We start from the raw sequence: 11,600 nt of genomic DNA on the forward strand, positions 1-11,600 counted from the left end.
TCCGCTGACCCCGCGGCGCCGCCGCCCGCCCGGGGCGCGTACGTGTGCCGCGTAAGTGCCCCGGGCGGCGCCGCTGGTGGCCGCAGTCCGGGCAGAACGCGCCGCCCTGGGTCTCCGCCCGGCACCGCGGACAGACCAGCTGCGTGGGGGCGCTCTCCCGTACCGGTGCGAGGAAACAGGGACATACCCCTGCGGGGGACGGCACGCGCTCTACGAAAAAGTGGCCCGGCCGGGAGATCGCGGCATCGAGCTGCGATTCCGGCCGGGCCCAGGAGCGGGTGGGGCGGCTCAGCTGAACGGGTCGAGCGTGATGAACGCTTCCTGCGGGTCGCCGTGGTGCACGAGCGACTCGTGGTTGCCGACGTCGTCGAAGGCGAAGGCGTAGGCCTTGCCGTCGGCCATCTGGGCGTGGATGGCCTTCGCGTACTGGTTGGTCACGCCGTCCTGGTAGAAGCCCGCGGAGCTGGTGTCGGGCTGGTTGGCGTTGGTCAGCAGCGTGGTGCGGTTGTACCCCGCGCACAGGGTGCGGGAGATGGGACCGCGTACGAGGTCGTTCGGCGCGTCCAGCAGCCTGTGGCAGCCGAAGACGCTTGCGGCGTCGGGCTTCTGGAACGAGGTGACGACGGCGCCCGCGCTGTTCGTGAAGTTCATGACGTTGCCGGAGACCCGGCCGAAGTACTTGGTGTTCGGCTGGTCGCCGAACGGCGTCACCGTCAGCGTCGAACTCGCGTACTTGCTCCACACACGGTTGATGTAGTCGTTCATCACCGAGGCGGGCAGCGCACCCGTCTCGACGCCGTAGCCCGGCGCGAGGGCGCGCAGGACGGTGCCGTCCGCCCGCGTCTGGATCAGATTGGCCCAGCCGCCCGACTGGCTCCTGAGCGCGCTGAAGAAGCTGTTGTAGCCGCCCGCCTTGAGATGGCCCGCGTTGGTGGTGGTGCCGTTCGGGGCCTTGACGCCGACGGCGTACGGCGCGGAGAACATGTCCACCTGCGTGCTGTTGATCCACAGCCCGGAGCCGTTGAGCGTGTACTCCGTCCAGTTGAACAGGATGTTCCTGTTCGGGTCGGACGGGTTCTGCACCGCGGGCTGCACGAGTCCGCCGGTGGTCAGCCGGAAGTCCAGCTTCTGCCCGTACGAGAAGTACACGCGGCCGGAGAACTGCGGCATCCGGATGGTCTTCGACTGCCCGTTGGCGGGCCCGGCGATCGACGCGTCGGGCGCGGGAGTCGGCGGATTCCCGCCGGTCGGCCAGGCGTGGAACGTGCCGTTCGCGTCGGCCCAGCCCTGCTGGCCGGTCGAGAGCAGCGTTCCGATGTTGTAGATGTACACCTGCTCGCCGCGGGCGGAGCTGTTCTTGATCGTGAGCGGGATGGTCGACGGCACGGCGGCCTGTGCGGTGGCCGCGGGCCCGGCGGCCGTGAATCCGGTCGAGAGGACCATGGCGGCGGCGAGGGATGCCAGCAACTGTCTGATGGGGGGCACGGCTCTCCTCCTCGGGAGGTGCTTCCAGTGGGGATGGAATCGAGCTACTGAGAGCGCTCTCAGAATCGGGGCACGCGGCAGCCCTGTCAATAAGTCCAGACCAATCTGCCGATGCAGGTAAGGGCGGCGGTCGCGACGCGGGCGAGCCCACGGTCGGTGACCCCGCGCCCCGCATGACGCACAATCGACGAGCCGCGCGCGATCACCGGGCGCGCTGAACCCACGACGGGGGTACGAATGGTCCGGGCCGGACGCAGAGTGGCCGTGTGGACGGCGGCCGGGGCGGTGGTCCTCGGGGGAGCCGGATGCGGCGCGGGGGACCGGGAGCACGGCGACGGGAAGGCCGGTCGGCCCTCCGCCTCCGCCACCGCGACCGGCGCCGCCCCGCTGGCTCGGGCCCGGCTCATCGCCGCCTCCTTCACGGAGGGCGAGCGGATCGGGAAGTACACCGCCTCCGAGTACAGCCTCGGCGTGCCGCTCGGCGAGAACTACACCGCCACGCCCGCCGTCTGCCAGCCCTTCGTCAGCCTCGCCGCGGGGGCCACCGCGTTCACGCCCGCCGCCGAGGTCCACCGCAGGGTCGACGTTCCGGGCGAGACGCTCGGCCCGACCGTCGCCGTACAGCTGCGTTCCTACCCGGGCCAGGGGGCGAAAGGCGTCATGAAGGCCCTCGGCCGGGCGGAGCGCGCGTGCGCGGACGGGTTCACCGAGGAGCGGGCGGTGGCCCGCGCGACGTATCCGAAGGCGGAGCCGGTCACGGCGCCCCGGGTGGGCGACGAGGCCGCCGCGTACCGCTTCACGATCCTCGACGTCAAAGGGAAGCTCAAGCTTTATGAATATCTGACCGTCGTACGGTCGGGCTCCACGACGCTCTCGTTCCGGGCCGAGATCACCGGGACCCGGGATATCGGGGGAGTACCGGAGGAAATCGTCCGCGCGCAGTGGGAGAAGTTCCGCCCGGAGCGGTGAACCGGCCCCCGAAGAGGTCCGCACCGGACGGCGCACGGGGACACCCGCGGGGGCGCGCTGTCCGCGCGGCTCGACGATGGGGCAAGAATGGGGGGCATGAGCGACAGCCCAGCCCCTCTCGCCGATCCGCATATCGCCTTCGATCCCACCGAAGGCCGCCGGGACATCGTGGTCCTCGGCTCCACCGGATCCATCGGCACGCAGGCCATCGACCTGGTCCTGCGCAACCCCGACCGTTTCCGCGTCACCGCGCTCTCCGCCGCGGGTGGACGCGTCGCCCTGCTCGCCGAGCAGGCGTGGCGGCTACGGGTCCGTACCGTCGCGGTCGCGCGCGAGGACGCGGTGCCCGAACTGCGGGAGGCGCTCGCGGCGCGGTACGGGGCGGCGGAGCCGCTCCCGGAGATCCTCGCCGGTCCCGACGCCGCCACCGAGCTGGCGGCGTCCGACTGCCACACCGTGCTCAACGGCATCACCGGCTCCATCGGACTCGCCCCCACCCTGGCCGCCCTCACGGCAGGCCGTACGCTCGCGCTGGCCAACAAGGAGTCGCTGATCGTCGGCGGCCCGCTGGTCAAGGCACTCGCCGAGCCCGGTCAGATCATCCCGGTCGACTCCGAGCACGCCGCGCTCTTCCAGGCGCTGGCCGCCGGTACCCGGGCCGATGTGCGCAAGCTGGTGGTGACGGCCTCCGGCGGGCCCTTCCGCGGCCGTACCCGCGCGGAGCTGGCGTCGGTCACCCGCGAGGAGGCCCTCGCGCACCCCACCTGGGCCATGGGCCCGGTGATCACGGTCAACTCCGCGACCCTCGTCAACAAGGGCCTCGAAGTGATCGAGGCTCATCTTCTCTACGACATTCCCTTCGAACGGATTGAGGTGGTCGTCCACCCTCAGTCGTATGTTCACTCGATGGTGGAATACAACGACGGTTCGACCCTGGCCCAGGCGACCCCGCCCGACATGCGCGGGCCGATCGCCATCGGCCTCGGCTGGCCGGAGCGGGTGCCGGACGCCGCGCCCGCCTTCGACTGGACCAAGGCGTCGACCTGGGAGTTCTTCCCGCTGGACACCGAGGCGTTCCCCTCCGTGGGGCTCGCCAGGCACGTCGGCGCGCTCGGCGGCACGGCCCCGGCGGTCTTCAACGCCGCGAACGAGGAGTGCGTCGACGCGTTCCTGGCGGGCCGGCTGCCGTTCAACGGCATCATGGATACGGTCACCGAGGTCGTCGCCGCACACGGCAGCCCTCGTACGGGAGCCTCGCTCACCGTCGCGGACGTCCTGGAAGCAGAGACCTGGGCGCGGGCGCTGGCCCGCGCGACGGCAGCGAAATTCACTGAAGAACAGCCCGCGGAGGCTCGCGCATGACGATTCTGTTGACGGTCCTCGGCATTGTGGTCTTTGTCGTGGGGCTGCTCTTCTCCATCGCCTGGCACGAACTCGGCCACCTCTCCACGGCCAAGATGTTCGGCATCCGCGTACCCCAGTACATGGTCGGTTTCGGGCCGACCATCTGGTCACGCAAGAAGGGCGAAACGGAGTACGGGATCAAGGCGATCCCGATGGGCGGGTACATCCGCATGATCGGCATGTTCCCGCCGGGCGCCGACGGCCGGATCGAGGCACGGTCCACCTCGCCGTGGCGCGGAATGATAGAGGACGCGCGCTCCGCCGCCTACGAGGAGCTGGAGCCGGGCGACGAGAAGCGCCTCTTCTACACGCGCAAGCCGTGGAAGCGCGTGATCGTGATGTTCGCGGGCCCCTTCATGAACCTCGTCCTCGCCACCGTGATCTTCATGAGCGTCGCGATGAGCTTCGGGTTCCAGACCCAGACCACCCAGGTCGCCGGTGTGCAGAAGTGTGTGATCGCGCAGAGCGAGAAGCGCGACACCTGCGCGAAGGACGACCCGGTCTCCCCGGCGCAGGCCGCCGGGCTCAAGAAGGGCGACCGGATCGTCGCCTTCAACGGACAGCGGGTCGCCGACTGGTCGACGCTCTCCGACCTCATCCGCAGGACGATCGGCCCGGCCGCCATCACCGTCGACCGCGACGGGTCCGAGCGGGTGCTGCACGCCACCCTCGCCAAGAACATGGTCGCCGAGAAGGACTCCCAGGGCGAGGTCGTCCCGGACAAGTACGTGCCCGCCGGCTACCTCGGCTTCGCCGCCGCGACCGAGATCGTCCCGCTCTCCTTCGGCGACTCCGTCGGCCGGATGGGCGACATGTTCGAGAACGGTGTCGACTCGATCATCGCCCTCCCCTCCAAGATCCCGGATCTCTGGAGCGCGGCGTTCGGTGACGGACCGCGCAAGGACGACTCACCGGTCGGTGTGGTCGGCGCCGCCCGCATCGGCGGCGAGGTGATGGCCCTGGACATCCCGGCGCAGAACCAGATCGCGATGATGCTGTTCCTGCTCGCCGGCTTCAACCTCTCGCTCTTCCTCTTCAACATGCTGCCGCTGCTGCCCCTCGACGGCGGCCACATGGCGGGCGCGATCTGGGAGTCCGTACGGCGCGGGTTCGCCCGGGTCTTCAAGCGGCCCGACCCGGGCCCCTTCGACGTGGCGAAGCTGATGCCGGTCGCCTACGTGGTGGCGGGGATCTTCGTCTGCTTCACCCTGCTCGTCCTCGTCGCCGACGTCTTCAACCCCGTCAAGATCAGCTGACGCGGGGACAGGGCCCGCTGATTTCCACCGGTTCACGCGGTCGGGCACGATTCGTGTCCGGCCGCTTACCTTTGGGTGGAGTTTTCGCGAGGATGTGCCCCCGTCGCGCACGGTGGCGTAATCTCGGAGACCGGAGCCCGCCGTTCCCGGGACCTCGATCCACACCTTGGGGTTGCACAGCAGATGACCGCAATTTCTCTCGGAATGCCGTCCGTTCCGACGAAGCTCGCAGACCGAAGGGTCAGCCGCCAGATCCAGGTCGGGTCGGTGGCGGTCGGCGGGGACGCGCCGGTGTCGGTGCAGTCGATGACGACGACGCGGACGTCGGACATCGGTGCGACGTTGCAGCAGATCGCGGAGTTGACGGCGTCGGGCTGCCAGATCGTCCGCGTGGCCTGTCCGACGCAGGACGACGCCGACGCCCTGTCGGTGATCGCGCGGAAGTCGCAGATCCCGGTGATCGCGGACATCCACTTCCAGCCCAAGTACGTGTTCGCGGCGATCGACGCCGGATGCGCGGCGGTCCGGGTGAACCCGGGGAACATCAAGCAGTTCGACGACAAGGTCAAGGAGATCGCGAAGGCGGCCGGCGACGCGGGCACGCCGATCCGTATCGGGGTCAACGCGGGATCGCTGGACGCGCGGCTGCTGCGCAAGTACGGCAAGGCGACACCCGAGGCGCTCGTGGAGTCGGCCCTGTGGGAGGCGTCGCTCTTCGAGGAGCACGGCTTCCGCGACATCAAGATCTCGGTGAAGCACAACGACCCGGTGATCATGGTGAACGCCTACCGTCAGCTCGCGGCGCAGTCCGACTACCCGCTCCACCTGGGCGTGACCGAGGCGGGTCCCGCGTTCCAGGGCACCATCAAGTCGGCGGTGGCCTTCGGCGCGCTGCTGAGCGAGGGCATCGGGGACACGATCCGGGTCTCGCTGTCGGCGCCGCCGGCGGAGGAGGTCAAGGTCGGCATCCAGATCCTGGAGTCGCTGAACCTGAAGCCGCGCCGGCTGGAGATCGTCTCGTGCCCCTCGTGCGGCCGGGCCCAGGTGGATGTGTACAAGCTGGCGGAGGAGGTCACGGCGGGTCTGGAGGGCATGGAGGTCCCGCTGCGGGTCGCCGTCATGGGCTGTGTGGTCAACGGTCCCGGTGAGGCGCGCGAGGCAGACCTCGGGGTCGCCTCCGGCAACGGCAAGGGCCAGATCTTCGTGAAGGGCGAGGTCATCAAGACCGTTCCCGAGTCGAAGATCGTGGAGACCCTCATCGACGAGGCCATGAAGATCGCCGAACAGATGGAGAAGGACGGCATCGCCTCCGGCGAGCCCGAGGTCTCCGTCAGCTGAAGTTCCCGTCGGCCGACATCGGCAGTCCCCGCCCCGGCCACCGACCGGGCGCGGGCATGACACCACTGGACGGACAGCACAGCAGGGTCCCGCGGCCACCGCCCCTCCGGGCGCAGGCCCGGGACCTTCCCCGTTCCGCACGCACCCGCCCGCGAGCGGCGTACCACAGAGTCGGCAGGTACAGTGCGGAGATCAGCAGTCGTACGGTGAGGCCCCCTCGTGTTGACGCAGACCACCACCCGGGTCCTCGAACCCAGCGAACTCGGCGCCGCGCTCGCCATCCTGGAGAGCGAACCCGTCGCCAACGCCTTCGTGACAGCACGCGTGCAGGTCGCGGGGCTCGATCCCTGGCGGCTCGGCGGTGAGATGTGGGGCTGGTACGCGGACGGGCGGCTGCGCTCGCTCTGTTACGCCGGAGCCAACCTCGTCCCCATCTGCGCCACCCCCGAGGCCGTGCGCGCCTTCGCCGACCGCGCCCGCAGGACCGGCCGCCGCTGCTCCTCGATCGTGGGCCCCGCCGAGGCCACCACCCGGCTCTGGCGGCTGCTGGAGCCCAGCTGGGGACCGGCCCGCGAGGTCCGCTCCCACCAGCCGCTGATGGTCACCGAGCAGCTCTCCCCCGAGATAGCGCCCGACCCCTTCGTCCGCCGCATCCGCAAGGACGAACTCGAAGTGATCATGCCCGCCTGCGTGGCGATGTTCACCGAGGAGGTCGGCGTCTCGCCCCTCGCCGGTGACGGCGGGCTCCTCTACCAGGCGCGGGTGGCAGAACTGGTGGGCGCCGGTCGGTCATTTGCGCGAATCGAGGACGGCCGGGTCCTCTTCAAGGCCGAGATCGGCGCCGCCACCCGGCAGGCCTGCCAGATCCAGGGCGTGTGGGTCGACCCCGCCCACCGGGGCCAGGGGCTGTCCGAGTCCGGTATGGCCGCCGTCGTGCGGTACGCGCTGGCCGACGTCGCCCCCGTGGTCAGCCTGTACGTCAACGACTACAACACCCCCGCCAGGGCCGCCTACCGCCGCGTCGGCTTCCGCGAAGTGGGAGCCTTCACGAGCGTGCTGTTCTGACCGTTCCCACCGTAGGGTTCCGCCCATGCCGAGCATTCCAGGGGACAGCCCAGGGACCCCCGAGGTACAGGTGGGCCCCGTCGATCTCGCCGCCCGCGTGGACGAGGCGCTCGCCGTCCAGGCCCTCGCCTTCGGACTCAGCGAGGAAGAGATCGACGTACGCCGCCACATCGTCCTGCGCCACCTCCTCCAGCCCGGCTGCCGCGCCCTCGGCGCGACCACCGCGGAGGGCAGGCTCGTCGGATTCGTGTACGGGATGCCCAACGACCGCGCCCACTGGTGGTCCACCGTGGTGGAGCCGTATCTGCGCGTCACCGGCGCCGACGGCTGGCTCGACGAGTCCTTCGTGATCACCGAGCTGCATGTGCACCCCGCGTACCAGGCCCGGGGCATCGGCCGCACCCTGATCACCACCATCACGGACAGTGCCGCCCAGCCCCGCTCGATCCTGTCCGCCATCGACATCGAGAGCCCGGCCCGCCGGATGTACCGGTCGCTCGGCTACCAGGATCTCGCCCGCCGCGTCCACTTCCCCAGCGCGCCCAAGCCGTACGCCGTGATGGGCGCGCCCCTGCCGCTGCGCGGGCCGCGTGCGGGGGGAATCTGATTTCCGCCTGCCCCCGGGCCCCGGCTAACCTCCACACAACAGCCGAGAGAACGCAGAACGCAGGAGTGCTCCCCATGTCCCAGGTCCAGCGCATGTCCCGTTTGATGGCCAAGACATTGCGCGACGACCCGGCGGACGCCGAGACCCTCAGCCACAAGCTGCTCGTCCGCGCCGGATACGTCCGCCGTACGTCCGCCGGTCTGTGGAGCTGGCTGCCGCTGGGCAAGAAGGTCCTCGACAACATCTCCCGCGTCGTCCGCGAGGAGATGGACGCGATCGGCGCGCAGGAGGTGCTGCTGCCCGCGCTGCTGCCCAAGGAGCCGTACGAGGCGAGCGGGCGCTGGGACGAGTACGGCGACCTGCTGTTCCGCCTGAAGGACCGCAAGGGCGGCGACTATCTGCTCGGCCCCACGCACGAGGAGATCTTCACCCAGGTCGTCAAGGACCAGTGCACGTCCTACAAGGACCTGCCGGTGATGCTCTACCAGATCCAGACGAAGTACCGCGACGAGGCCCGCCCCCGCTCCGGCGTGCTGCGCGGCCGCGAGTTCCAGATGAAGGACTCGTACTCCTTCGACACCACCGACGAGGGCCTGGCCGAGTCGTACGCGCTGCACCGCGCCGCCTATCAGAAGATCTTCACGCGCATCGGCCTCGACTATCGGATCGTCTCGGCGGTCTCCGGCGCGATGGGCGGTTCGGACTCCGAGGAGTTCCTGGCCCCGGCCGGCGCGGGCGAGGACACCTTCGCGGACTGCCCGAACTGCGACTACGCGGCCAACACCGAGGCCGTGACCTTCCAGGGGGCGGTGGCCGAGACCGTCGAGCACGGACCGGTCGAGGAGCTGGACACCCCCGACACGCCGACCATCGAGACACTCGCCGCCCACCTCGGCGTGCCCGCCTCCGCCACGCTGAAGAACCTGCTGGTCAAGGTCGACGGCGAGATCACCGCCGTGGGCGTGCCCGGCGACCGCGAGGTGGACCTCGGCAAGCTCGGCGAGCACCTCGCCCCCGCCGTCGTGGAGCTGGTGACGGCCGAGGACTTCGAGGACCGGCCCGATCTCGTACGCGGCTACGTCGGTCCCCAGGGCCTGAAGATCCGCTACATCGCCGACCCGCGCGTCGCGCCCGGCACGGCCTGGGTCACCGGTGCCAACAAGCCCGACACGCACGCGCGCGACGTCGTCGTCGGCCGTGACTTCGAGGTCGACGACTACCTGGACGTCGTCGTCGTCGAGGCGGGCGACCCCTGCCCCGCCTGCGGCACCGGCCTCAACCTCGACCGCGCCATCGAGATCGGCCACATCTTCCAGCTCGGCCGCAAGTACGCCGACACCTTCCAGCTCGACGTCCTCGGCCAGCAGGGCAAGCCCGTCCGGGTGACCATGGGCTCGTACGGCATCGGCGTCTCGCGCGCCGTCGCCGCGATCGCCGAGCAGACCGCCGACGAGCAGGGCCTGTGCTGGCCCCGGGAGATCGCCCCGGCCGACGTCCACGTCGTCGCCGCGGGCAAGGCGCTCCAGACGGAGCTGGCGGTCGACGTGTCCGAGCAGCTCGCGGCGGCCGGACTGCGGGTGCTGGTCGACGAGCGCCCCGGCGTCTCGCCCGGCGTGAAGTTCACGGACGCCGAGCTGATCGGCGTCCCGAAGATCCTGGTCGCCGGGCGCCGCTCCGCCGACGGCGTGGTCGAGCTGAAGGACCGCCGCACGGGTGAGCGCGAGGAGCTGACGGTCGCGGAGGCCGTCGCGCGCCTGACCGCCTGAGACAGCCGGTGCGGGGGCGGGGGTACGGCGTACGAGCCCTCCCCCCGCCCCCGCCGCGTTCCCTCAGAGCCAGCCCGCGTACTCCAGCAGCAGCTCCGCGCTCTGCCGACGCTCCGCCCGCCAGGCCCGGACGCCCGACTCCACCGCGCGGAAGAGCGTCCAGCCGCGCAGCCGCTCCCGGTCCAGATCCAGCGAGTCGGCCAGCCGGTTGAGCCGACGGCGGGCCGAGGAGGCACCGGCGTCGGAGGCGACGAGATCCTCCACCCGGTCCCGGGCCAGCCGGGCCAGATCGTAGGCGCGCTCACCGACCAGCGGCTCGGGCCCCACCGCGAGCCAGGGCGCGCGGTCGCCTGCCAGGACCTTGCCCTGCCGGAAGGCGCCGTGCAGCAGCACCGCCCGCCCCGCCGAGGCGTCGGCGCACAGCTCGTCGCGGGCGGCCAGCGCGGCGGAGACGAGCGGTGCGAAGGGCTCGTCGCCCGAAGACGCCCGCAAAGGCTCCGCCTGACGGGCCGTCCGCTCCGCCACCGTCTCGAACGCGTGCCCGGCCGGCGGCTCGACCCACAGCTTGCGCACCGTGTCGGCCGCCTCCAGCAGCGCCTTCGCCTCCGGCAGCGAGCGCAGCGAGATCTCCGGGTGCAGCCGCTCCAGCAGCAGCGCGCCGTCCGGCGCCGCCGTGTCGTCGAGGAGCCGCACCGCGCCCCACCCGTGCCAGCACGCGAGCGCGGCACGTTCCGGGCCGGGGCCCGCGAACCCCGGCGCGACCTTGAGCGTGGCGGGGGAGCCGTCGGGCCGGCGCACCAGGAGCAGCAGCGCGCTCCTGCCGCCCGGGGCGACGAGCCGCTCGACGTCGAGGCCGCGCCGGGCGACCGCCTCCCCGGTGGCCTCGGACAGCTGCCCGAGCCACGCGGCGGCGGGTGGCTCCCCGTACTTCTCGGCGAGCGAGCGCACCAGTCGTCGCGGCGGTTCGAAACCCATACGTGCGTCGTTCCCCTTCGGCGTTCAGCGGCTCACGCGCGCTCGGCGAGCCCAGGAAAGGCTACGCCGCCGCCGCGCCAGCGCACCGCGCGCACCGCCGCCTCCCGCAGCCCGCCCGCCGCCTCGCGGCGCAGCGGCCCCTCGGCGGCCCTGACCAGATCGGCGTAGGCGCCCGCGACCCGGTCCTCCAGCTCGGCGGCCAGCCGTACGGCGGCGGGCGCGTCCGGCACGGCGAACGGCAGGGCGTACGCCGCCGCCGCTGCCGCGGGCCTGCCGCCCAGGTCGCGCACGGTCCTGGCCAGGGCGTCGCGCCGGACGCGGTGGGCCGCGTGGGCGGTGGTGGCCTCGGCGCGGCGGGCGTCGTCGATCCGGCCGCCGACGACGCCGTACCCGTACACGACGGCGTGTTCCGCGGCGAGCGCCGCCTGCGCGGCGGCCAGCGCACGGGTGGTCACGGGCGGGCTCCTTCGGTCAGCAGATAGGCGTGGGCGGCGTTGGCGGCGGCCAACGAGGCCAGCAGCCGCGCCAGTTCGGGGGAGGCCGTGGCCAGTGCGCCGGTGTGCGCGTCGCTCGTACGGCGCTCGGCGGCGGCCAGCGCCTTGAGCGCCGCCGCCGGTTCGGGGGCGACGGCCGGCGCGCCCGCCAGCGTGGGCGACGGGGAAGGAGAGGAAGAAGAGGCGGCGGGGGACGGCGGGGCGGAGGTGGCGGGCGAGGCGGAAGGGTTTTCCGCTTCCC

10 protein-coding genes and 1 pseudogene are annotated in these 11,600 nt (G+C 71.6%); 7 read left to right on the forward strand and 4 right to left on the reverse strand.

Features of this window, described 5'->3' with window-relative positions:
* Positions 1–288: 288 nt before the first annotated feature.
* Entirely contained in the window at positions 289–1,443 is a 1,155-nt protein-coding gene (locus DVH02_RS27750) for a glycoside hydrolase family 64 protein (protein WP_114626611.1), read from the reverse strand.
* Positions 1,444–1,722: 279 nt separating this feature from the next.
* Between DVH02_RS27750 and DVH02_RS27755 the strand changes: the two genes are divergently transcribed.
* The 7 genes from DVH02_RS27755 (at position 1,723) to DVH02_RS27785 (ending at position 9,890) form a co-directional block, all read left to right on the forward strand.
* Positions 1,723–2,454, forward strand: a complete 732-nt coding sequence (locus DVH02_RS27755) for a hypothetical protein (protein ID WP_114626602.1) — start codon at positions 1,723–1,725, stop codon at positions 2,452–2,454.
* Between the two features lie 87 nt (positions 2,455–2,541).
* Positions 2,542–3,816: a 1-deoxy-D-xylulose-5-phosphate reductoisomerase gene (gene dxr, locus DVH02_RS27760; RefSeq protein ID WP_199566439.1), complete on the forward strand. Its 1,275-nt coding sequence runs from the start codon at positions 2,542–2,544 to the stop codon at positions 3,814–3,816.
* On the forward strand, positions 3,813–5,114 hold the full coding sequence (locus tag DVH02_RS27765; protein WP_114626604.1) for a M50 family metallopeptidase: 1,302 nt from the start codon (positions 3,813–3,815) through the stop codon (positions 5,112–5,114). Before dxr ends, DVH02_RS27765 begins: the two co-directional genes overlap by 4 nt.
* A gap of 183 nt (positions 5,115–5,297) precedes the next feature.
* Positions 5,298–6,452, forward strand: a complete 1,155-nt coding sequence (gene ispG, locus DVH02_RS27770) for a flavodoxin-dependent (E)-4-hydroxy-3-methylbut-2-enyl-diphosphate synthase (protein WP_114626605.1) — start codon at positions 5,298–5,300, stop codon at positions 6,450–6,452.
* Between the two features lie 219 nt (positions 6,453–6,671).
* A complete protein-coding gene (locus DVH02_RS27775) occupies positions 6,672–7,517 on the forward strand; it encodes a GNAT family N-acetyltransferase (protein ID WP_199566440.1) in 846 nt (281 codons plus the stop codon).
* A gap of 25 nt (positions 7,518–7,542) precedes the next feature.
* The gene (locus tag DVH02_RS27780; protein ID WP_114626607.1) at positions 7,543–8,124 is read left to right on the forward strand and encodes a GNAT family N-acetyltransferase; all 582 of its coding nucleotides are present in this window, start codon (positions 7,543–7,545) and stop codon (positions 8,122–8,124) included.
* A 74-nt stretch (positions 8,125–8,198) separates the two neighbouring features.
* The gene (locus DVH02_RS27785; protein ID WP_114626608.1) at positions 8,199–9,890 is read left to right on the forward strand and encodes a proline--tRNA ligase; all 1,692 of its coding nucleotides are present in this window, start codon (positions 8,199–8,201) and stop codon (positions 9,888–9,890) included.
* Between the two features lie 63 nt (positions 9,891–9,953).
* Here the strand turns inward: DVH02_RS27785 and DVH02_RS27790 are convergent, their stop codons facing one another.
* The 3 genes and pseudogenes from DVH02_RS27790 to DVH02_RS27800 form a co-directional block, all read right to left on the reverse strand.
* Entirely contained in the window at positions 9,954–10,865 is a 912-nt protein-coding gene (locus tag DVH02_RS27790; RefSeq protein WP_114626609.1) for an aminoglycoside phosphotransferase family protein, read from the reverse strand.
* 32 nt (positions 10,866–10,897) lie between these two features.
* The gene (locus DVH02_RS27795) at positions 10,898–11,320 is read right to left on the reverse strand and encodes a DUF4439 domain-containing protein (RefSeq protein ID WP_114626610.1); all 423 of its coding nucleotides are present in this window, start codon (positions 11,318–11,320) and stop codon (positions 10,898–10,900) included.
* Positions 11,317–11,600 (reverse strand): annotated as a pseudogene (locus DVH02_RS27800) (hypothetical protein); the annotation flags it as partial. The pseudogene DVH02_RS27800 and the gene DVH02_RS27795, both read right to left, overlap by 4 nt.

Source organism: Streptomyces corynorhini (assembly GCF_003346515.1).
GTDB lineage: Bacteria > Actinomycetota > Actinomycetes > Streptomycetales > Streptomycetaceae > Streptomyces > Streptomyces corynorhini.